The organism is Xenorhabdus sp. PR6a, from assembly GCF_028599065.1.
In the GTDB taxonomy this organism is placed as follows: domain Bacteria; phylum Pseudomonadota; class Gammaproteobacteria; order Enterobacterales; family Enterobacteriaceae; genus Xenorhabdus; species Xenorhabdus doucetiae.
Window position 1 is genome coordinate 74,816 of sequence record NZ_JAQRFJ010000006.1, and the last position, 25,095, is coordinate 99,910.

Below are 25,095 nucleotides of genomic sequence, written 5' to 3' on the forward strand. Positions count from 1 at the left end.
CTGACCGCCTGGAGTAGTGTCCTCGCCCGGTTGAGCGGTCAGGATGAGATTGTGATTGGCACGCCGGTTGCCGGCCGCCAGCACCATGAACTGGAAGGGCTGATCGGTTTCTTTGTCAATACTCTCGCCCTGCGCGTGACATTCAATGATGACCTCAGTGTGGCAGATCTCCTTACACAGGTGCGGAAACAGGCGCTGGCGGCTTATGCCCATCAGGATCTGCCCTTCGAACAGGTGGTGGAAGCCCTCCAGCCGGAACGCAGCCTCAGCTACAGCCCGATCTTTCAGGTGATGCTGGCGTTGAATAACACTCCAACCCAAGCATTGACATTACCGGGTTTACAACTCACGGCGATGGAGACGACTCATCGTGGTGCTCATTTTGATTTAACCTTGTCTTTAAGTGAAGCCGAGAACGGCTTAGCGGGCGAGCTGGAATATGCCACCGATTTGTTCGACATCGCAACGGTTGAACGCATGGTCGTTTATTTCACCCATACCCTGACGGCGATGGTGGCGGATGAAACGCAACGGATTGCCACGCTGCCGATGCTGCCGGCATCGGAACGACAACAATTGCTGGTCGATTTTAATGCGACTCAAGCAGGTTTCCCACAAGATGCGCTGATCCACTCGCTGTTTGAAACACAGGCTGCACAACGTCCTGATGCTACTGCATTGGTATTTGAGGATAAAACTCTCAGCTATGGCGAACTGAACCGTCGGGCCAATAAACTGGCGCATCACCTGATTGCCCTCGGTGTCCGCCCGGATGATCGGGTTGCCATTTGTGCTGAACGCAGTCTGGAACTGATCGTCGGCTTACTTGCTATCCTGAAAGCCGGCGGGGCTTATGTGCCACTTGATCCTCACTATCCGGCCGAGCGCTTGGTTTATATGCTTGAAGACGCCACGCCCGTGGCCTTGCTGACTCAGGCCACCCAACGCGACAAATTGCCCGGCACCCTGCCGACGGTGTTACTGGATCATCTCCCTGATGACCAGGATCCGCTGTTAGCGGCACAACTCGCCGCACAGCCGGCTGACAATCCTGATGCCCAAGCCTTGGGGCTGACTGCCCGCCATCTGGCCTATGTGATCTACACCTCCGGCTCCACTGGCCAGCCCAAAGGGGTAATGATTGAACATCGCAGCTTGTGTAATTTGATTACCACCCAGCAAGATACGCTGGTACTCATCCCTGACAGCCGCGTCTTACAATTCGCCTCAAATAGTTTCGATGCCTGTATCTGGGAATGCTGCATGGCTTTGGTGGCCGGTGCCCGCCTCTATCTCGCCAAACGCGCTGACCTGCTGCCCGGTGAGATATTGGCCGGCTATCTGGCCACCCATGCCATTAGCCATGTGCTCTTGTCACCGAGCGCACTTGCGACCATGGATTCGCTGCCCGATAGCTTACACACCTTGCTGGTGGGCGGGGAAGCGTGCCCACCAACCTTAGCCAAACGCTGGGCGCAGGGGCGGCAGATGCTCAATGCCTATGGCCCGACGGAAATCACCGTCTGCGCCACCCTCTATCCCTGTGACAGTCAGGACGAAAAAGCGCCTCCGATTGGCCGCCCGATTGCCAATACCCGCCTCTATCTTCTGGATAGCCACGGCCAACCCGTCCCGTTGGGTGTCACCGGGGAGATTTATATTGCCGGTGCCGGCGTTGCCCGCGGTTATTTGAACCGGCCTGAACTGACGGCGGAACGTTTCCTTGCCGATCCGTTCTCTGCCGAGTCCAATGCCCGCATGTACAAAACCGGCGATCTTGGCCGCTGGTTGCCCGACGGCAATATCGAATATCTCGGCCGCAATGATTTTCAGGTCAAACTGCGTGGTTTCCGCATTGAACTGGGAGAAATTGAGGCAAGACTGATGCAGTGCGACGGTGTGCGTGAGGCGGTCGTGCTGGCACGCGAAGACGAACCCAATCAGAAACGGCTGGTGGCCTACCTGCGGCCACAGGCAGGGATTGAATTGGTGCCGGCGGAACTGCGCCAGCAACTCGCCCGGCATCTGGCCGAGTATATGCTGCCCGGTGCCTTTATGGTGCTGGACACCTTCCCGCTGACGCCGAATGGCAAACTGGACCGTCAGGCCCTGCCTGCGCCTGATTCGTCTGCGATGGTGGTACGTGGCTATGAATCCCCGGTGGGTGAAACAGAAATTGCGCTGGCTCAGATTTGGCAAAACTTGCTGGGGCTGGAACACGTCAGTCGCTATGACCATTTCTTTGAGCTGGGCGGGCATTCGTTGATGATCGTCAGCTTGATCGAGGCGTTGCGCAGTACCGGTTGGAAGCTCGACGTTCGCAGTGTCTTCGCCGCTCCTGTCCTTGCCGATATGGCACAGACGCTTCAGCGTGATAACAGTACCTTTGTGGTGCCGCCCAATCTTATTCCTGAGGATTGCACGGCCATCACACCCGCTATGTTGCCGCTGGTTTCGCTGTCCCAAACCGAGATTGATGCCATCATCGCGACCCTTCCCGGTGGAGCAAGCAATATACAGGATATCTACCCGCTGGCACCGTTGCAGGCAGGCATCCTGTTTCATTATCTGATGCAGGCACAAGGGGATACCTATCTGTTACAGAGCCTGCTGGCTTTCGCTACCCGTGAGCGTCTCGATAACTTTTTGGATGCCTTGCAGCGGGTGATTAACCGCCATGATATCTTGCGCACGTCGGTTTACTGGCAAGGATTGGAACAACCGGTTCAGGTGGTTTGGCGTCAGGCTCTGTTGAATATTCATGTTTTCACCCCAACCATAACGGACAATGTGCCTGCCCAACTGCAAGCGCATACCGATCCGCACCGGCATCGCCTTGACTTGACACGAGCACCCCTGTTTGCGGCAGATATTGCCCACGATCCGGTACAGAATGAATGGCTGTTGGCGCTGCGTTTCCATCATCTGGTCAGTGACCATATGACACTGGAGCTGATTTTTGCGGAAATGGCTTTGATATTACAGGGTCAAGCAACACTGCCCACCGCACTGCCTTATCGCAACTTTATTGCCCAGACCCTGAACGTATCAGCGACAGAGCACGAGGACTATTTCCGCACCCGACTCGCTGATATTGACGAACCTACCGCGCCGTTTGGGGTTCTCTCCATCCCCGATAACCCATCAGCAAACGATGATAACGCCATTGCCGCAGACCATCTTTCTGTTGCGCCTGAGTTGGCGCAGGCCATTCGCGCCCAAGCCCGACACCTGAAAGTCAGCCCCAGTGTCCTGTTTCATGTCGCGTGGGCACAGGTATTGGCCAAGACCTGCGGTCGTGATGATGTCGTCTTTGGTTCCGTACTGCTGGGCCGCCTGCAAGGCGGGGCGGGTGCCGATCAGATACTGGGCATGTTTATCAATACCCTGCCAATGCGCGTTTCTCTGGCGGGTCACAGTGTGCAGGCCATAGTACAAGCCACCTATCATGACTTAATGACACTGCTGGAACATGAACAGACACCGTTGGCACTGGCGCAAGGCTGTAGTGGTATAGATAGTGGTGTGGCGCAATCCCTGCCACTGTTTAGTACCTTGCTCAATTACCGTCATTCTCAAGCCAATAATGAGGACGCAAATACCGTCTGGTCGGGTATGCGTGTTATCACCGCGCAGGAACGCACCAACTATCCCATTACGCTATCGGTGGACGATTTGGGCGAGGGTTTTAATCTGACCGCCCATACGGTGGCCAATATTGATCCGGCTCGTGTCACCCATTATCTTCTGACAGCGATAAGGGGTTTGATTGATGCGTTAGTGCACAATCCGCAACAACTGATTCTGGATCTGCCGATCCTGCCGGCGGCAGAGCGGCAACAATTGCTGGTGGAGTTCAACGCCACGCAGGCCGATTTCCCGCAAGACGCGCTGATCCACCAACGAGTTGAAGCGCAGGCCGCACAACGTCCTGACGCCACGGCGCTGGTCTTTGAGGAACAAATCCTCAGTTATGGCGAACTGAATCGCCGGGCCAATCAATTGGCGCATCACCTGATTGCACTCGGTGTCCGCCCGGATGATCGGGTGGCGATTTGTGCCGAACGCAGTCCGGAACTGATCATCGGTTTACTCGCTATCCTGAAAGCCGGCGGGGCTTATCTGCCGCTCGATCCTACCTACCCCGCCGAACGACTGGCGTATATGCTTGAAGATGCCACGCCGGTGGCCTTGCTGACTCAGGCCGCCCACCGCGACACACTGCCCGGCACCCTGCCAACGGTGTTACTGGATCATCTTCTTGATGACCAAGACCCGCTGTTAGCGGCACAACCGACTGACAATCCTGATGCTCAGAGTTTGGGGCTGACTAGCCGTCATCTGGCTTATGTGATCTACACCTCCGGTTCCACCGGCCAACCGAAAGGCGTGATGGTTGAGCACCGCAATGTCCTGCGTCTGATCGTTAACAGTGGTTTTGCTGATATCAGTCCGAATGACTGTATTGCTCATTGTGCCAATCCGGCTTTTGACGCCTCAACGTGGGAAGTCTGGGCTGCCCTGCTCAATGGCGCACGCCTGCATGTGGTTTCCCCATCGGTGTTGCTTGACCCGGTACAGTTCTGCCAGACGCTGCTCAAGGGGCACGTCACGGCCCTTTGGCTAACGGTGGGGTTATTTAACGAATACCTGAATGCGCTCAGTCCCCTATTTGGGCAATTGCGTTACTTGCTGGTCGGCGGTGATGTCCTCGACCCAAGGAAAATACAGCAGGTACAGTTGGCTGAATCCCGACCCGCCCACCTGATTAACGGCTATGGCCCGACGGAAACCACCACCTTTGCGGTAACTTATGCCATTGATACCCCGGTTGATCCTGACCGTTCGATTCCCATTGGCCGCCCGATTGCCAACACTCAAATTTACATTCTGGACAGCCACGGTCAGCCCGTACCCCTCGGTGTGGCTGGTGAAATCCATATTGGCGGTGCCGGCGTCGCCCGTGGTTATCTCAATCGCCCTGAACTGACAGCGGAGCGTTTTCGCTGTGATCCGTTTTCTGCCGACCCGCAAGCCCGCATGTACAAAACCGGCGACCTCGGCCGCTGGCGGCCCGACGGTAATATCGACTATCTCGGCCGCAATGATTTTCAGGTCAAGCTGCGTGGCTTCCGCATTGAACTGGGGGAAATTGAGGCAAGACTGATGCAGTGCGATGGCGTGCGTGAGGCAGTGGTGCTGGCGCGTGAAGATGAGCCAGATCAAAAACGGCTGGTGGCCTACCTGTTGCCGCGGGAGGGTTGTGAACTGATCCCGGCGAAGCTACGTCAGCAACTCACCCAACACCTTGCCGACTATATGCTGCCCAGCGCCTTTATGGTACTGGATGCCTTCCCGCTGACACCCAATGGCAAACTCGACCGCCGGGCACTGCCTGCCCCTGACGCATCGGCGGTGGCAATCCATCACTATGAGGCGCCAAACAGTGAGGAAGAAATGGTTCTGGCCCAAATCTGGCAGGAGGTGCTGGGATTAGAGCAAGTGGGTCGCCGTGACCACTTTTTTGAACTTGGGGGGCATTCACTGATGCTTATGCAGTTATCAACGCGCATTCAAGACGAATTCTGGGTCGATATTCCCATCTCTTCGCTGTTTCTCTCCCCTCAATTGACGCAACAGGCGGAGATTATCTTTGCAGCGCAAATGGAGGCGATAGGGAAAAACGAGTTTGAATCACTCCAAAACACGCTGGATTCAATGTCCACAGAAGAATTAATGACGATTTTAGGCGAAGAAAATACCCGCAGAGGAAGTAATCAATGACAAGGTCTGACATCAATCCCGATAATCTGAAACGAGCTGCTTTAAAAAAGAAAATTAAAGCGCAATTACAGGCACAAAAGTATCAGAAGCGGCCGCCCATCAAACCGGCCGCCCGTGATATACCTCTGCCATTATCTTTCGCTCAACAACGTTTGTGGTTCCTTAACCAACTTGATCCGGCTGCGGGTCTGGCCTACCACATGCAGGCAGGGCTACGCCTGACCGGTCACCTTGACCGTGATGCCCTGAATAACACGCTCAATCGCCTGACCGAGCGTCACGAAAATCTGCGTACCCGTTTTATACTGATTGAGGGACAACCTTGCCAATACATTGATCCTGCCGATATCGGCTTTGCCCTCTCTTATCAAGATCTGCGCTCGCTGGAGACAGAACAGCACGCTACCCGCATTGCGGCAGTGACTGAGCTTGAGGCTCAGACGCCTTTCGATTTGACTCAGGGGCCGCTGATCCGCGGCCAATTGCTGCAACTGGGAGATGAAGAGCATATCCTGCTGATCACTCAGCATCACATCATTTCTGATGGCTGGTCTATTGGCGTATTGGTGCACGAATTGGAGGCACTCTATCGCGCCGAATTGGATAACACGGATGCGCTGCTCCCGCCACTTCCCATTCAGTACGCTGACTATACTGTCTGGCAACGTAACTGGTTACAGGAAGAGAAGCTTACTCAACAGCGCGATTTCTGGCATGCCCAACTCGAAGGTGCCCCAGCCCTGCTGACACTCCCCACGGATCGACCTCGTCCGGCGGTACAAACTTATGCAGGGAACCAATTATCTGTTCAGTTCGATACTGACTTACTGGCATCACTTAAATCGATTGGACAACGCCATAACACGACGCTGTTTATGGTTATACTGACCGCCTGGAGTATTGTCCTCGCCCGGCTGAGTGGTCAGGAGGAGGTGGTTATTGGCACCCCTGTCGCCAATCGTCCACACAAAGAACTGGAAAGGTTGATGGGATTTTTCGTCAATACTCTGGCCTTGCGCGTCACCCTGAGTGATAACCTCAGCATTGCAGACCTGTTGGACCAAGTCCGTGAACGGGCGCTGGCGGCTTATGCCCATCAAGATTATCCCTTTGAGCAAGTGGTGGAAACGCTCCAGCCTGAGCGTAGTTTAAGCCACAGCCCGATCTTTCAGGTGATGCTGGCACTCAATAACATCCCTGCCAAGACGTTCACGTTACCGGATCTGCAACTCGCCCCGATTGAACTGATACGTCACAGTGCCCACTTCGATATGACATTATCGCTGACCGAAACCGAAGCGGGTTTATTGGGGGAATTGGAGTATGCACTTGATCTGTTTGACGCCGCAACCATTGAACGGATGATGGGCTATTTGCACCAAGTACTGGCCGCGATGGTAGACGATGCAACACAACCCGTTGCCCGTCTGCCCCTGTTATCGGCGGCAGAACGCCGGCAAATCCTCACGGACTTTAACGCCACACAGGCCGATTTCCCGCAAAATGCGTTGATCCACCAGCGAGTTGAAACGCAGGCGGCACAACGTCCTGATGCCACGGCGCTGGTCTTTGAGGAACAAACCCTCAGTTATGGCGAGCTGAATCGCCGGGCCAATCAATTGGCGCATCACCTGATTGCGCTCGGTGTCCGCCCGGATGATCGGGTGGCGATTTGTGCCGAACGCAGTCCGGAACTGGTCGTCGGTTTGCTCGCTATCCTGAAAGCCGGCGGGGCTTATCTGCCGCTTGATCCAACCTATCCCGCCGAACGGCTGGCGTATATGCTTGAAGATGCCACGCCGGTGGCCTTGCTGACTCAGGCCGCCCACCGCGACACACTGTCCGGCACCCTGCCAACGGTGTTACTGGATCATCTTCTTGATGACCAAGACCCGCTATTAGCGGCACAACTGGCGACACAACCGGCGGATAATCCTGATGCACAGAGCTTGGGGCTGACTAGCCGTCATCTGGCTTATGTGATCTACACCTCCGGTTCCACTGGCCAACCAAAAGGCGTGATGGTCGAACACCGCAATGTCCTGCGTTTGCTGATCAATAATGGCTTTGCCGATATCGGCCCGGATGACTGTCTTGCCCACTGCGCCAATATCTCCTTTGACGCTGCCACCTGGGAAGTGTGGTCCGGCTTGGTTCATGGCGCCCGTATTCTGTTAATCCCCGAAAAAGCGTTGCTGCAAGCCGCCGAATTTGGTCGCAGTTTGTCAGCGCAAGGCGTGAGTGCCCTGTTCCTCACCTCCGCCCTCTTTAACCACTATGCCCATTTGATTGGGCCTTCATTGGCGGGATTGCGTTATGTCCTGTTCGGGGGGGAGCAGACTGACACCCGTCCCGCGATTCATCTGCGCGCCGAATCTCCTCCGCAATCTTTGCTGCATGTGTATGGGCCAACGGAAACCACCACCTTCGCCACCGCCTATCTCATCCCTGAGGCAGAAGATAAAGATGGCCGCCCAGAAATCCCCATTGGCCGCCCGATCGCCAATACTCAAGTCTATATTCTGGATAAACACGGCCAGCCGGTGCCCCTCGGTGTGACCGGTGAAATTTATATTGGCGGAGCCGGCGTCGCCCGTGGTTATCTCAATCGCCCAGAACTGACAGCGGAACGTTTTCACCGTGATCCATTCTCTGCTGATCCCGCTGCGCGGATGTACAAAACCGGCGACCTCGGCCGCTGGCGGCCCGACGGTAATATCGACTACCTCGGCCGCAATGATTTTCAGGTGAAATTACGCGGCTTCCGTATTGAACTGGGCGAAATAGAAGCCCGGCTGATGCAGTGCCACGGGGTACACGAAGCGGTAGTGCTGGCGCGCGAAGATGCGTCAGGACAAAAACAGTTGGTAGCTTACCTGCGGCCACAGGAGGGCGTTGAACTCCTGCCCGCAGAACTGCGCCGGCAGCTTGCCCAGCACCTTGCGGACTATATGCTGCCCGGTGCCTTTGTGATGCTGGACACTTTCCCGCTGACCCCCAACGGCAAGCTCAACCGGCAGGCACTGCCGGCCCCTGACGCTTCGGCAGTGGTCACCCGCCACTATGAAGCCCCGGTGGGGGATGTGGAAATCGCCTTAGCTCAGATCTGGCAAGATTTACTGGGGCTGGAACACGTCGGTCGCCATGACCACTTCTTCGAACTCGGCGGGCACTCACTGTTGATCGTCAGCCTGATGGAGCGACTGCACAAGCTGGGCTGGCGACTGGAGGTGCGCAGCGTATTCGATGCCCCGGTTCTGCAAGCGCTGGCGCAAACTCTGTCAACCGCCCAGAATGCGCCCCAGATTTTCGAGGTGCCTGCTAACCTTATCCCCACCGGTTGCACGGCAATCACTCCCGACATGTTGCCGCTGGTGCCACTTACCCAAATCGAGATCGATACCCTGACGGCGGCGATCCCCGGCGGCGCCGGCAATGTGCAGGATATTTATCCACTCGCCCCGTTGCAGGAAGGGATTTTCTTCCACCATCTATTGCAAACCCAGGGGGATGATTATCTGCTGCGCAGTCTGCTCGCCTTTGACTGCCGTGAACGGCTCAATGCCTTTTTGGCCGCCCTGCAACACATTATCGACCGCCATGATATTTTGCGCACGTCTGTCCATTGGCAGGGCTTGTCCCAGCCCGTTCAGGTGGTCTGGCGTCAGGCAACCTTGCCCGTCAAGGTTCTTACACCCGTCCCAGACACCGAAGAAGACGTTTTAGCCCAACTGCGTGCCACCACCGATCCCCGCCGGCACCACCTCGACCTGCGGCAGGCGCCGTTGTTTGCCGCCGATATCGCCCACGATCCGCTGCGCAATGACTGGCTGCTGGCCTTGCGTTTTCACCATCTGGTCAGTGACCATCTGACACTGGAGCTGATTTTCGCTGAAATGGCTCAGGTATTGCAGGGCCATGCCGAAACCCTGCCGGCCGCCCTGCCGTACCGTAACTTTGTTGCCCAAACGTTAAGTGTGCCCGCCACTGCACATGAAGCCTATTTCCGTCGCCAACTGGCCGATATTGAGGAACCCACCGCTCCCTTTGGGTTGCTTGAGGTTCCTCGCCACGACGATACTGTCAGCGAAAAAAATCAGTTGCTTGAGCCTGCGCTGGCAAACGCCGTTCGCGTTCAGGCGCGCCGGTCGGGGGTCAGCCCCAGCGTGCTGTTCCATGTCGCCTGGGCGCAGGTTCTGGCACAAACCAGTGGCCGTGATGATGTGATCTTTGGTTCGGTCTTACTGGGGCGCCTGCAAGGAGTCACGGGTGCCGACAGAATATTGGGCATGTTTATCAATACCCTGCCGGTACGGATTGCGCTGGCTGATTTGAGCGTGCAGGCCGTGGTACAGGCCACCTATCAAAATCTGACTGCCCTGCTGGAACACGAGCAGGCACCGCTGGCACTGGCCCAACAGTGCAGCGGCGTGCCCACCGCCCTGCCTCTGTTCACTGCCCTGCTGAACTACCGTCACAGCCATGTCAGTGAGGCAGATGCCGAGGAGGATGAAATTTGGCGCGGGATGCGCCTCCTAACGGCAGAAGAGCGCACCTCCTTCCCCATCACCCTGTCGGTGGATGATATGGGCGTGGATTTTCGGCTGACCGCCCAAACCGTAACGGGCGCCGATCCCGCCCGCATTATCCGTTACCTTGTCACCGCCCTGCATGGCCTGATTGAGGCACTGAGCCAGCATCCGCAGCAACCGATTCTGCCACTGTCGGTACTCCCTGCCGCAGAACGCCGGCAAATCCTCACGGACTTTAACGCCACACAGGCCGATTTCCCGCAGAATGCGTTGATCCACCAGCGAGTTGAAACGCAGGCGGCACAACGTCCTGATGCCACGGCGCTGGTCTTTGAGGAACAAACCCTCAGTTATGGCGAGCTGAATCGCCGGGCCAATCAATTGGCGCATCACCTGATTGCGCTCGGTGTCCGCCCGGATGATCGGGTGGCGATTTGTGCCGAACGCAGTCCGGAACTGGTCGTCGGTTTGCTCGCTATCCTGAAAGCCGGCGGGGCTTATCTGCCGCTTGATCCAACCTATCCCGCCGAACGGCTGGCGTATATGCTTGAAGATGCCACGCCGGTGGCCTTGCTGACTCAAGCCGCCCACCGCGACACACTGCCCGGCACCCTGCCAACGGTGTTACTGGATCATCTTCTTGATGACCAAGACCCGCTGTTAGCGGCACAACCGGCGGATAATCCTGATGCGCAAGCCTTGGGGCTGACTAGCCGTCATCTGGCCTATGTGATCTACACCTCCGGTTCCACCGGCCAACCGAAAGGGGTGATGGTCGAACACCGCAATGTCCTGCGTTTGCTGATCAATAATGGCTTTGCCGATATCGGCCCGGATGACTGTCTTGCCCATTGCGCCAATATCTCCTTTGACGCCGCCACCTGGGAAGTGTGGTCCGGCTTGGTTCATGGCACCCGTATTCTGTTAATCCCAGAGAAAACCTTGCTGCAACCCGCCACTTTTGGTCACTGCCTGTCAGCACAAGGTGTGAGTGCCCTGTTCCTCACCTCCGCCCTCTTCAACCACTATGCCCATTTGATTGGGCCTTCACTGGCGGGATTGCGTTATGTCCTGTTCGGGGGGGAGCAGACTGACACCCGTCCCGCTATTCATCTGCGCGCCGAATCTCCTCCGCAATCTTTGTTACATGTGTATGGGCCAACGGAAACCACCACCTTCGCCACCGCCTATCTCATCCCTGAAATGGAAGATAAAGACGGCCGCCAAGAAATCCCCATTGGCCGCCCGATCGCCAATACCCAGATCTATATTCTGGATAAACACGGCCAGCCGGTGCCCCTCGGCGTGGCCGGTGAAATTTATATTGGCGGTGCCGGCGTCGCCCGTGGTTATCTCAATCGCCCAGAACTGACAGCGGAACGTTTTCGCCGTGATCCGTTCTCTGCCGACCCGCAAGCCCGGATGTACAAGACCGGCGACCTCGGCCGCTGGCAGCCCGATGGCAATATCGACTACCTCGGCCGCAATGATTTTCAGGTGAAATTACGCGGTTTCCGCATTGAACTGGGCGAAATCGAGGCCCGGCTGATGCAGTGCCACGGGGTACACGAAGCGGTCGTTCTCGTTCGTGAAGACACGACCGGGCAAAAACAGTTGGTGGCTTACCTGCGGCCTCAGGAGGGCGTTGAACTCCTGCCGGCAGAACTTCGCCGGCAGCTTGCCCAGCACCTCGCGGATTACATGCTGCCCGGTGCCTTTGTTATGCTGGAGGTTTTCCCGCTGACCCCCAACGGCAAACTCGACCGTCAGGCGCTGCCGGCGCCTGACGGTTCGGCGGTGGTCACCCGCCACTATGAAGCCCCGGTGGGAGACGTGGAAATCGCCTTAGCCCAAATCTGGCAAGACTTGCTGGGAGTGGAACACGTCAGCCGCCATGACCATTTTTTTGAGCTTGGCGGGCACTCCCTGATGATCGTCAGCCTGATGGAGCGACTGAACAAGCTGGGCTGGCGGCTGGAGGTGCGTAGCGTGTTCGATGCCCCGACCCTGCGGGCGCTGGCACAAACCCTGTCGGCAGACCAACGCGCTTTAAAGGCTTTCGAGGTACCCCCCCATCTTATCCCTGCCGGCTGCACGGCAATCACCCCCGACATGTTGCCGCTGGTGTCGCTCTCCCAAGCTGAGATCGACACCCTGACGGCGGCGATCCCCGGTGGTGTCGGCAATGTGCAGGATATCTACCCGCTCGCCCCGTTGCAGGAAGGCATTTTCTTTCACCATTTATTGCAAACCCAGGGGGACGATTATCTGCTGCGCAGTCTGTTCACCTTTGACAGCCGGGCACGGCTCGATGCCTTTTTGGCCGCCCTGCAACAGGTTATCGACCGCCATGATATTTTGCGCACCTCCATTTATTGGCAGGGCCTGCCCCAGCCCGTTCAGGTGGTCTGGCGTCAGGCAACGTTGCCCGTTAATGTCTTTACACCCGCCCCAGACACCGAAGAAGACGTTATAGCCCAACTGCGTGCCGCCACTGATCCCCGCCGGCACCGTCTTGATCTGCGGCTGGCTCCGTTGTTTGCCACCGATATTGCCTACGATCCGCAGCACAATCAGTGGCTGCTGGTCTTGCGTTTTCACCATCTGGTCAGTGACCATATGGCCATGGAGCTGATTTTCGCAGAGATGGCGCAAATCTTGCTGGGCAAGGCTGAAACCCTACCAGCAGCCCTGCCGTACCGTAACTTTGTTGCCCAAACGTTAAGTGTGCCCGCCACTGAACACGAAGCTTATTTCCGTCGCCAACTGGCTGATATTGAGGAACCCACCGCCCCCTTTGGGCTGCTTGAGATGACCAGCAACAAGGGTGTTATCAACGAAGAAACCCTGTTGCTTGATCCCGCGCTGGCAAACACCATTCGCACCCAAGCCCGCCGTCTGGGCGTCAGCTCCGGTGTACTGTTTCATGTCACCTGGGCGCAGGTACTGGCGAAAATCAGTGGTCACGACGATGTCGTCTTTGGCACTGTCTTACTGGGGCGTTTGCAGGGAGTCTCTGGCGCTGACAGGATATTGGGCATGTTTATCAATACCCTGCCGATACGGATCACGCTGGCCGGCCTGAGCGTGCAAGCCGCAGTACAGGCCACCTATCAAAACCTGACCACGCTGCTGGAACATGAGCAGGCACCGTTGGTGCTGGCCCAACGATGCAGCGGCGTGGCGGCTCTCTTGCCCCTGTTCAGTACCCTGTTGAACTACCGTCACAGTCATATCAATGAGACAAACGCGGAGGCCGTGGATGATGAAATTTGGCACGGGATACGCCTTCTGACAGCAGAAGAGCGCACCAACTTCCCCATCACGCTGGCGGTAGATGATCTGGGCGCCGCAGGTTTCCAGCTCACCGCCCAGACCATAGCGGGGGTCGATCCCGCCCGCATTACCCGTTACCTTGTCACTGCCCTGCATGGCCTGATTGAGGCCCTGATCCAGCATCCGCAGCAACCGATTCTGCAAGTGCCGGTTATTCCCGCCGCAGAACACCAGCAATTGCTGGTGGACTTTAACGCCACGCAGGCTGATTTCCCGCAAGATGCGCTGATCCACCGACTGTTTGAAACGCAAGCGGCACAACGACCTGATGCCACGGCGTTGATCTTTGAGGAACAAACCCTCAGCTATGGCGAACTGAATCGTCGTGCCAATCAATTGGCGCATCATCTGATTGCGCTCGGTATCCAACCGGATGACCGGGTGGCGATTTGTGCCGAACGCAGTCTGGAGATGATGGTGGGCTTGCTGGCGATTTTGAAGGCCGGCGGAGCCTATGTGCCGCTCGATCCGGCTTATCCGGCCGAGCGGCTGGATTATATGCTGGCGGATGCCGCGCCGGTTGTGTTACTCACCCAGACGGGCCTGCTGGAAAACCTGGGCAGCCATCTGCCTACTGTGGTGCTTGATGATCCGTCATCCCCTCTCTTTGATGAAAAACGGGAAAACAATCCTGATGTTCAGGCGCTGGGGCTGACGTCACAGCATTTGGCCTATGTGATCTACACCTCCGGTTCTACCGGACGACCCAAAGGGGTGATGGTGACGCACCGGAATGTCATCAATCTTTATGCGGGATTAAACCCCGTACTCGCCCTCACGCCACCGTGCCGCGTGGCCATGAATGCCAGTATTGTCTTCGATGCCTCGGTGAGCAGTTGGTTCCAGTTGCTTGCCGGCCATACGCTGGTGCTTGTCCCGGAAGTTCTGCGTACCGATGGTTTAGCGCTCTGGCGCTATTTTGCCCGCCATGCCGTGGATCTGTTTGACTGCACCCCGGTTCAATTGCAATGGTTACTGGACGCCGGTTTAGGCACCTCCGCCGGGTATCAACCCCAGCGGGTACTGATCGGGGGGGACACTATTCCGCCCCTGATCTGGTCCAGACTGCAACAGATAGAAACCACCCGCTTTATCAACGTCTACGGGCCAACAGAATGTACGGTGGATGCCAGTTTCTGCCCGGTAGATATATCCCTGCCGCAGCCCAGTATCGGCCGCCCGATTGCCAATACCCGGATTTATATCCTGGATAGCCACGGCCAGCCCGTGCCCCTCGGTGTGGCCGGTGAAATTTATATCGCCGGTGCCGGCGTGGCGCGGGGTTACCTCAATCAGCCGGAACTGACGGCGGAACGCTTCCTCATCGATCCCTTCTCGTCAGACCCGAACGCCCGCATGTATAAAACCGGTGATTTGGGTCGCTGGCGGCCTGACGGCAATATCGAATACCTTGGCCGCAATGATTTTCAGGTCAAGCTGCGCGGCTTCCGTATTGAACTGGGTGAAATCGAGGCCCAACTGATGCAGTGCCACGGCGTGCAAGAAGCGGTGGTGATTGCCCGTGAAGACGCGACAGGGCAAAAACAGTTGGTCGCTTATTTGCGTCCACAGGAGGGTGTTGAACTGCTGCCGGCCGAACTGCGCCAGCAACTTGCCCAATATCTGGCTGACTATATGCTGCCCAGCGCCTTTGTGATGCTGGATGCTTTCCCATTGACCCCCAACGGTAAACTCGACCGGCAGGCGCTGCCGACCCCTGACGGTTCGGCGGTGATCACCCGTCAGTATGAAGCCCCAGTGGGAGACGTAGAAATCGCCCTGGCCCGGATCTGGCAAGATTTGCTGGGACTGGAAAAAGTCGGCCGTAATGATCACTTCTTTGAACTTGGCGGGCACTCGCTGTTGATCGTCAGCCTGATGGAACAGTTGCATAAGCTGGGCTGGCGGCTGGAAGTGCGCAGCGTATTCGATGCCCCGATCCTGCGGGAGTTAGCGCAAACCCTGTTAACAGACCCACACACGTCACCGGCTTTCGAAGCGCCCGCCAATCTTATTCCCGCCGATTGCACGGTGATTACTCCCGGTATGTTGCCGCTGGTATCACTCTCCCAATCCGAGATTGATGCCCTGACGGCGGCGATCCCCGGTGGCACCGGCAATGTGCAGGATATCTACCCGCTCGCCCCGTTGCAGGAAGGGATTTTCTTCCACCACCTATTGCAAACCGAAGGGGACAATTATCTGCTGCGCTGTCTGCTCACCTTTGATCACCGTGAACGGCTCAATGCCTTTTTGGCCGCCCTGCAACAGGTTATCGACCGCCATGATATTTTACGCACGTCCATCCATTGGCAGGGCCTGCCCCACCCCGTTCAGGTAGTCTGGCGTCAGGCAACCTTGCCCGTTAATATCTTTACCCCTGCCCCAGACACCGAAGAAGAAGATGTTATAACCCAATTGCGGGCGGCCACCGATCCCCGCCGGCACCGCCTCGACCTGGGGCAGGCCCCGTTGTTTGCCGCCGATATTGCCCACGATCCGCGACACAATCAATGGCTGCTGGCCTTACGTTTGCATCATCTGGTCAGTGACCATATAACACTGGAGCTAATTTTTGCTGAAATGGCGCAAATCTTGCGGGGCAAGGCTGAAACCCTGCCGACTGCCCTGCAATACCGTAACTTTGTTGCTCAAACCTTGCGTGTACCTGCCGCTGAGCACGAAACCTATTTCCGGCAATTACTGGGCGATGTGGAAGAGCCTACTTTGCCGTTTGCATTACGTGATGTACAAGGGAACGACCGCGATGAATATGATGAAATCGTAGAAGATAACCTCATACTGGATGATGAACTGGCACAACAGATCCGCGATTGTGCCCGTCAGCAGGGCATCAGTTCAGCGGTTCTGTTCCATTTGGCTTGGGCACAAGTGTTGGCGCGATGCTGCGGCCGTGATGATGTGATCTTCGGCACCGTTTTATTGGGTCGGCTACAAAGTGGTCTGGGAGCTTCCCAAATGCTCGGAATGTTTATCAATACCCTGCCCGTCCGCGTTAAGTTACAGGGACGTAATGTTAAACAGGCGGTACAGGAAACCTACCAATTGTTAAGTGAATTGCTGGATCATGAACAGATCCCACTGGCAATTGCCCAGCGTTGCAGTGGGGTTCAGGCACCATTGCCACTGTTTAACAGTCTGCTGAATTTCCGCTATAGCCCGCAAGGAGATGAACAAGTCGCCTCAATGACTTGGGAAGGCATTCAGGTGTTAGGAAGCGAGGAGCGCAGCAATTATCCCTTATCACTGGATGTGGATGATTTTGATAATGGATTCAGATTGACGACGCAATGCAGCCAGAAAGTCAATCCGGTGCGGATTAATGCTTATGTCAACCGGGCGTTAAAAGGCATTGTAGCCGCATTGCAACATAATCCTGAGCAACCCATCCAAACTATCGATATTCTGCCCTTGGCAGAGCGCACGCAATTACTGGCAACATTTAATGATACCGCTGCTGAATATCCGCAAGAAGCCTTAATCCACCAATTGTTCGAACAGCAAGCAGCACGGACACCGGATGCCACCGCGCTGATCTTTGGCGAGAGCGAACTGAGTTACGCGGAACTGAACTGCCATGCCAACCAACTGGCACACCAACTCATTGCGTCCGGTGTGCGCCCCGATGATCGCATCGCTATCTGTGCTGATCGCAGTCTGGTGATGATTATCGGCATCTATGGCATCCTGAAAGCGGGTGCGGGTTATGTTCCCCTTGATCCTGAATACCCCGTTGAGCGTTTGGCTTATCAATTGTCAGATAGTCAACCGGTCTTGTTGCTGACTCAGCAACACTTACAGGGGGTTTTGCCAACTCTGGATATTCCCGTCTGGTTGCTGGACGATGAATCCCACCGAAATAAGGTGGCAAAACAGCCGGACCATAACCCTGATGCCCGTCAGATCGGGCTTAATCCCCACCATCTGGCCTATATTATCTATACTTCCGGCTCGACGGGGCAGCCCAAAGGCGTGATGCTGGAACACCGCAATGTGGTGAATTTTATCCATGCCCAGCACCAGACCAGCCATCCTCAATTAGGTGATTGCATTTTGCAATTTGCCACCATCGCGTTTGATACCTCGGTATCGGATATTTTTCCGACGCTGGCATCCGGTGCGACGTTGGTTCTGCGCCCCGCGCATATCCGTGTGCCGGATAAGGCATTTGTTGATCTGTTAAATACACAGAAGATCACCATCATGGATATGCCCACCGCTTTCTGGCATCAATGGGTAGAAGAGATGATGGCGGAACGCTGTGGTTTCGGGAAATATCTGCACACGGTTATTGTCGGCGGTGAGAAAGCGGAATTGCACCATTGGCAGAACTGGCAATCGATGCCGGCAACGCAATCCTGCCGCTGGATTAACTCCTATGGCCCGACAGAAACCACGGTTATCGCCACAACATTCACTTTGGATAACACATCCACCTTGGATAACTCATCGATACCGGCTGACAAGCACGCCTGGGAGAGCACCGGTAATATTCCGCTCGGCCGTCCATTACCCAACACTCAGATTTACATTCTGGATGCCCGCGGCCAGCCCGTGCCCCTCAGTGTGGCCGGTGAAATTTATATCGCCGGTGCCGGCGTGGCCCGTGGTTACCTCAACCGGCCGGAACTGACGGCGGAACGCTTCCTCGCCGATCCCTTCTCGTCAGATCCGAACGCCCGCATGTATAAAACCGGTGACCTTGGTCGCTGGCTGCCCGACGGTACGATTGAATACCTCGGCCGCAATGATTTTCAGGTTAAATTACGCGGCTTCCGCATTGAACTCGGTGAAATCGAAGCCCAACTGATGCAGTGCTCCGGCGTGCGCGAGGCGGTTGTGCTGGCGCGTGAAGATGCAACAGGGCAAAAGCAGTTGGTCGCTTACCTGCGGCCACAGGAGAACGTTGAACTTCTGCCGGTGGAACTGCGTCAACAGCTTGCCCAGTCTCTGGCTGATTATATGCTGCCCAGTGCGTTTGTCATGCTGGATGCTTTCCCGCTGACCCCCAACGGTAAACTGAACCGGCAGGCGTTGCCGGCGCCTGATGGATCGGCGGTGGTCACCCGCCGCTATGAAGCCCCGGAAGGGGACGTGGAGACTGCCCTGACCCGGATCTGGCAAGACTTGTTGGGAGTGGAAAAAGTCGGCCGTAATGATCACTTCTTTGAGCTTGGCGGCCACTCCCTGCTCGCGGTACAGTTGTTGAACCGTATGCGTGAACAAGGGATGGAGGTCGCACTGACCACTTTGTTCGCCCATCCGACCTTGAGTGATCTCGCCTTGGCGATAAAAGAATATGTTGCCATGCCAGCATCCCCATTTGATGCAAATCCGGTACCGTTAAGTCCGGCAGGCGCTTTGCGCCCTTTATTTTTAGTCCATGAAATTTCCGGTGACCCATTGGTTTACTCGCCACTGGCGGCTTTACTGCCACCTGAGCTGCCCGTCTACGCATTGCAGGCGCTTGGCATCCACACGCTGGCGCATCCTCCGGCGTCAATTGAAGCGCTGGCGGCCTGTCATATTCAGGCGATCCGCCGCGTCCAGCCACACGGGCCTTATCGTCTGGCCGGCTGGTCAATAGGCGGGATGATTGCCTATGAAATCGCGCAACAATTAACGGCCGATGGTGAGACGGTAGCGTTTATCGGCATGATCGATTCCTATCATCATACCGATAACGACAATCATGGATCGTCAATAACCCCCCGCCAATCTGTCGATCAAGAAACAACACAAGTTAAGTTAATCATTGATTCACTGCGTATTGAAAAGAGTATTGACGATGAACAGATGTTAAACGAGCTACACCAACTCAGTACGTTAGAGCACCTTGTTGATTACTCCATTAAACACCAATGGTTGCCGGCCGATATCACACGCGAAGATATTCTCCTCCGTCTCTATACCACTGGGATAATGACGCAGCTTGATCAGGCCTATGTGGCAAAAAAATCATCCTTGGCGATCCATCTCTATACCGCAGATGAGTTAGTCAATGGCGATGTTTGGCGCGGTTGGCATGACATCGTTGGTCATGATTCAGTGCTTCATCCTATTGGTGGCACGCATTTATCCATCATGCACCCGCCTTTGCTAAACCAGATCGCAGATTCCATCAGCGAAAACTTACAGGCAGTCCCTGCTTTCGACCCGTGCGTTATCATTCAACAGGGATCGCCATCGCTGGCACCGCTATTTTGCCTGCCGGGTGCGGGTGCCAGCCCGTCCAGTTTGCTTGAACTGGCGCTCTCGTTCCCCCAACAACTCCCGATATATGCTTTGCAGGCACGCGGGTTTACGGCTGAGCACAACTTCCCTTACTCCAGCGTGGAAGGGGCTGCCCGTACCTATATCCAACATATCCGGCACATCCAGCCTCATGGCCCTTATCACCTGCTCGGTCACTCTTTCGGTGGTTGGATCGCCTTTGAGCTGGCGTTGCAATTGCAGGCTGAGGGGGAACAGGTTGCTACTCTCATCCTGATTGATACGGATGGGCCTGACCAGCAAGCGGGGGATTTCAAATCCACCAACCGCACTGAGACACTGATGGAGTTGATCGAGATTTATAACCTGATATTAGAAAAACCGCTTGCGCTGACCCGATCTGATCTCGATGACTTGACGCCGGATGAACAGATTCAGCATCTGCATAATGCCTTGGTGAAAGCCGGTCTCTTTCCGGCAAAAACGCCGATATCACTGTTGCAAGGCATTGTCCGCGTGATGCAGGCTAATCTGAACACGTGCTATATCCCCCGTACCCGTTATGCGGGGCGGGTTCATCTGATCAATGCCGAGAAAGGCGCTTTGGCTGAAAGGAGAGCGCACGAAACCCGGTGGGCGCTTCACGTAGCTGAACTCAATACGAGGCGGGTGCCCGGCAATCATATGACCATGTTGTCCGCCCCACAGGTCGGGCAGTGGATAGCCCAATTATGGCAAGAATTAGATTGCCTGCGTAATCCAAAGTAACGTGATTATCTCCCCGCATTGCGGGGGATAATCAATGTATCCTGAAGTGCGACGAGTGTATATGAGTGAAAAAATGAGTGAAAAGCAAGAATGGCAGGCGCTGCTCGACCAGTTTATTTCCCATACCGGTGAAGAAGGATTGTTTGAACTGGAAACAAACATTGCAGATGACCCTGTCACTTATTGTCGCCGTGAGTTAGGCCATCCCATAGGCGAACTGACAGAACTTGAAAAGGTATTCGTTTCGGTGGATATCCCGGAATTTCCGCTTAATGCCGATAGTTATGCCCGGTATTTGAGCGAGGATATCCTTAATCACGTTGTGCCCGTGTCATCACCCGCCTTTGTGGGTCACATGACATCGGCGCTTCCCAAGCATCTGCCTGCACTCGGCAAGGTATTGACAGCACTGAACCAAAACTTGGTCAAACTGGAAACCTCGCATATTTTAACGGCGCTGGAACGCCAAGTACTGGGTATGATGCACAAATTGGTCTATCACCGTGATGAAGATTTCTACCAGCAGTGGCTTCATAACGGTGAGCACGCACTGGCTACCTTCTGTTCCGGTGGAACGCTGGCTAATTTAACCGCGATGTGGGCGTGTCGAAACCAGCTCATGCCCGCCGATGGCGATTTTGCCGGTCTCGCACGTGAAGGGCTGGCCAGGGGATTACTGCATTATGGCTATAGTGGGTTGGCGATTCTGGTATCCGAACTGGGGCATTATTCACTGAAAAAAACCGTGGATGTGCTCGGATTAGGGCAAGATGCGTTGATAAGTGTTGAGACTGACCGAGAGGGGCGGATCTGCATTAATGCCTTGCTTGCACAATTGCAGACGCTGCGCCAGCGCAATATCAAGCCACTGGCTATCGTCGGGATCGCCGGCTCCACCGAAACCGGTGCTATCGATCCCCTGAACAGGCTGGCAGATATCGCAGAACAGGAGCAGTGCTATTTCCATGTTGATGCCGCCTGGGGTGGTGCCAGCCTGATGTCAGAACGCTATCGGCATTTATTCGCCGGCATCGAACGTGCCGATACGGTAACGATTGATGCCCACAAGCAAATGTATGTGCCCATGGGTTCAGGCATGGTTCTGTTCCGTCAGCCTACCCTGACCAACGCGATTGCCCAACATGCCAATTACATTGTGCGCAAGGAGTCAAAAGATCTGGGACGCCATACGTTGGAGGGGTCACGCAGCGCCATGTCGCTGATGCTGCACAGTAACCTTTATTTATTGGGCCGGCGAGGATTAGCCCGCCTGATAGAGGCAAGTATCGAAAAAGCGCAGCAATTTGCCGATCTGATCCATCAGCAGGAGGATTTCGAGCTAATCAGTGAACCTCAGCTTTGCCTGCTGACGTATCGGTATGTGCCGCCAACGGTATTACAAGCCCTGCGGGAAGGTTCGGCGTCGGTCAGGCAGCAACTGCATGAATTACTTAATGCGCTTAACCAGAGTATTCAGACCAGCCAGTGGACGGCGGGAAAATCTTTTGTTTCGCGCACGCACCTTAAACCCGTGCAATGGGATCGACAACCGACAACCGTTTTGCGTGTTGTGCTGGCTAATCCACTGACCACCCTGGAAATACTGGAAAATATGCTTGAAGAGCAGCGTCAGTTAGCACGGCAAAGCCCTTTCTGGCAAACATTACAGGATTTAGTCGGCGATTAATTGAAATGACCCAATAGATTTCAAGTTTTCACCGCACGGTAAATTGGAATCTATTGGGTTTTTTATGAGTAGCAAACCATCGGTGCATTATTTAATCCGTTTTTTGCTCCAATTCCCGCACAAGTGGGATCACATTTTTACCAAAATACGCCAGCTCTTCCTGCATATGCAAAAATCCGAGTAACATCAAATTTACACCGACTTTCTTATATTCAATAATGCGTTGGGCAATTTGTAATGGCGTGCCAATCAGGTTAGTTTTAAAGCCATCATTATATTGCACAAGATCTTCAAACGTGGATTTTGCCCAATTCCCCTCTTTTTCCGGCGAGGCATTTCCCGCATTTTGGACTTCATGATGGAAACTTTTTACCGCTTCAAGGTCACTGTGATCCAAAATATCCTGTAATACTGAGCGAGCTTCCTTTTCACTATCACGGGCAATGGCAAAACCATTAACGCCTATTTTTACCTGATGATGATTCAATAACGCCTTAGCGCTGATATCTTCGATCTGTTTCTGAATATTTTCCACGCTGCCGCCGTTGGTGAAATACCAATCGGAAACACGTGCGGCCATGTCTCTGGCAGCCCTGGAACTTCCTCCTTGAAAAATCTCCGGTCGTGGCGTAAGTGGTTTAGGGTTTAAGGTATAATCATGGAAACGATAAAAATCACCCGAAAAACTGAAAGCGGGTTGTGACCAGATCCCTTGCAAACAACGGATAAACTCTTCAGAACGTAAATAACGTTCTTCATGATCCAACCACGGTTCACCAATCGCTTTAAATTCACCGCGGAACCAGCCACTCACAATATTAACCGCAATGCGGGCACCATAAAGCTGACTGATTGTGGCTATCTGTTTGGCAGCCAATACCGGTTTCCAAGGCCCCGGTAAAAGAGCTGCAATGATTTTCAATTTACTGGTGACTGACAGCAGATCTTGCGAAAAGGTCATCGATTCATGCTGGTTTTCAGCACCATAGCCAGCCGTAAATCGAATCTGGGTCAATGCGTAGTCAAAACCACCATTTTCGGCAATTTGAGCCAGCTTGCGGTTATAAGTGTGATCCCAGTTAGTGCGTTGCGGAATTTTACTTATCACCAATCCGCCGGAAACATTAGGCACCCAATAAGCAAATTTAATGGGTTGAGAATTGAATGCTGCCATTAAACCTCCATTTGAAATCAGAATATATCACTACATATATAACTACACAGTTGGAACATTTATCATTTCCTTTGATTTCATAGATTGATTCAACATGAGTTAATCAATGAGCCATCTTATTGATAGCACCCAATAAAATCCATTGGTTATTATTTAATTTTAAATAATTTACATAAGGTACTATTTATGGTCTAAAGTTAATGAATAAGCCTGTCGTTAGGGTATTGTCGTTAGAACAATGGTGATGAGGTAATGGGAATAGTTATGTGAGGAAATATACAGTCTGTCCAATCTTATTAAGATTGAATTGATTTTATGGACAGATAACGTGCAGATAAATAGACGTGCCAGCGTATTCTGATAGTGTAATTGATTGAACGAACAATTTAGCATCCACTTTTTATTTCAACGTGTGTTAACAAAAAGAGGGATATTCTATGAAATCACGTGCTGCCGTTGCCTTTGAACCCAACAAACCACTCGAAATTGTCGAAATTGATGTTGCTCCACCCAAAGCGGGTGAAGTCATGGTAAAAATCAGCCATACCGGTGTCTGCCATACCGATGCCTTTACCCTTGCCGGCGGCGATCCTGAGGGAATATTCCCGGTTGTTTTGGGGCATGAAGGCGTCGGTGTCGTCGTTGAAGTAGGTGACGGTGTCACAAGTGTAAAACCGGGTGATCATGTCATTCCATTATATACGGCGGAGTGTGGCCAATGTGAGTTCTGTCAGTCTGGCAAAACTAACCTTTGTATTGCAGTCCGTGATACTCAAGGTCAAGGCCTTATGCCGGATGGCACCACCCGCTTTTCTTACCATGGACAGCCTGTTCATCATTACTCAGGATGTTCCACATTCAGTGAATACACTGTCGTCGCAGAAGTTTCACTGGCAAAAATAAATCCAGCCGCAAACCATGAACACGTTTGTCTGTTGGGCTGTGGTGTCACGACGGGTATCGGTGCCGTGCACAATACCGCCAAAGTGCAACCGGGGGATTCTGTTGCCGTTTTCGGGTTAGGAGGGATTGGGCTTGCTGTTGTCCAAGGCGCCCGCCAGGCAAAAGCGGGGCGCATTATCGCCATTGATACGAATCCCGCTAAATTCGAACTCGCCAGACAATTTGGCGCGACGGATTGCATCAACCCTAATGACCATGACCAACCGATTCAACAGGTCATTCTGGCGATGACAAAATGGGGCGTTGATCATACTTTCGAGTGTATTGGTAATGTTAATGTCATGCGTGCCGCGCTTGAAAGCGCACACCGGGGCTGGGGGCAATCAATTATCATTGGTGTTGCCGGCGCAGGACAAGAGATCTGCACTCGTCCATTCCAGATTATTACCGGACGGACATGGAAAGGCACGGCTTTTGGCGGCGTAAAAGGACGCAGCCAGTTGCCGGGGATGGTCGAAAAAGCCATGCAGGGTGAAATTGAACTCGCTCCTTTCATTACCCATAGGATGCCACTGGAAAACATTAATGAGGCTTTCGAACTCATGCTTGAAGGTAAATCGATTCGGACGGTTATTCACTATTGAATAACTCTCTGGCGTTGGCAGAAAACCGTGTTG

At 54.4% G+C, this 25,095-nt stretch carries 5 protein-coding genes (1 of these 5 running past the window's edge); 4 read left to right on the plus strand and 1 reads right to left on the minus strand.

Going from position 1 to position 25,095, the window contains the following annotated elements:
• From PSI15_RS03205 to panP, 3 genes are all read left to right on the plus strand, one after another.
• Positions 1-5,784, plus strand: the final stretch of a protein-coding gene (locus PSI15_RS03205; RefSeq protein WP_273582270.1) for a non-ribosomal peptide synthase/polyketide synthase. It extends 19,404 nt beyond the left edge of the window; the window shows 5,784 of its 25,188 coding nt (coding positions 19,405-25,188); its start codon lies off the left edge, out of view; its stop codon occupies positions 5,782-5,784.
• Positions 5,781-20,654: a non-ribosomal peptide synthetase gene (locus PSI15_RS03210; protein ID WP_273582271.1), complete on the plus strand. Its 14,874-nt coding sequence runs from the start codon at positions 5,781-5,783 to the stop codon at positions 20,652-20,654. Before PSI15_RS03205 ends, PSI15_RS03210 begins: the two co-directional genes overlap by 4 nt.
• Positions 20,655-20,727: 73 nt before the next feature.
• On the plus strand, positions 20,728-22,341 hold the full coding sequence (gene panP / locus PSI15_RS03215; protein ID WP_273582272.1) for a pyridoxal-dependent aspartate 1-decarboxylase PanP: 1,614 nt from the start codon (positions 20,728-20,730) through the stop codon (positions 22,339-22,341).
• 91 nt (positions 22,342-22,432) lie between these two features.
• Here panP and sfnG read toward each other — a convergent pair whose 3' ends face one another.
• The gene (sfnG, locus tag PSI15_RS03220; protein WP_273582273.1) at positions 22,433-23,515 is read right to left on the minus strand and encodes a dimethylsulfone monooxygenase SfnG; all 1,083 of its coding nucleotides are present in this window, start codon (positions 23,513-23,515) and stop codon (positions 22,433-22,435) included.
• A 437-nt stretch (positions 23,516-23,952) separates the two neighbouring features.
• Here sfnG and PSI15_RS03225 point away from each other — a divergent pair, with 437 nt between their 5' ends.
• Positions 23,953-25,062, plus strand: coding sequence for an S-(hydroxymethyl)glutathione dehydrogenase/class III alcohol dehydrogenase (locus PSI15_RS03225; RefSeq protein ID WP_045971005.1), 1,110 nt, complete (start codon positions 23,953-23,955; stop codon positions 25,060-25,062).
• Positions 25,063-25,095: the final 33 nt, after the last annotated feature.

What these genes read in the sequence shown, in the direction of transcription:
- sfnG (WP_273582273.1), bottom strand. Translation starts at nt 23,515, where the DNA reads ATGGCAGCATTCAATTCTCAACCCATTAAATTTGCTTATTGGGTGCCT.
- PSI15_RS03210 (WP_273582271.1), top strand. Translation starts at nt 5,781, where the DNA reads ATGACAAGGTCTGACATCAATCCCGATAATCTGAAACGAGCTGCTTTA.
- PSI15_RS03225 (WP_045971005.1), top strand. Translation starts at nt 23,953, where the DNA reads ATGAAATCACGTGCTGCCGTTGCCTTTGAACCCAACAAACCACTCGAA.
- panP (WP_273582272.1), top strand. Translation starts at nt 20,728, where the DNA reads ATGAGTGAAAAGCAAGAATGGCAGGCGCTGCTCGACCAGTTTATTTCC.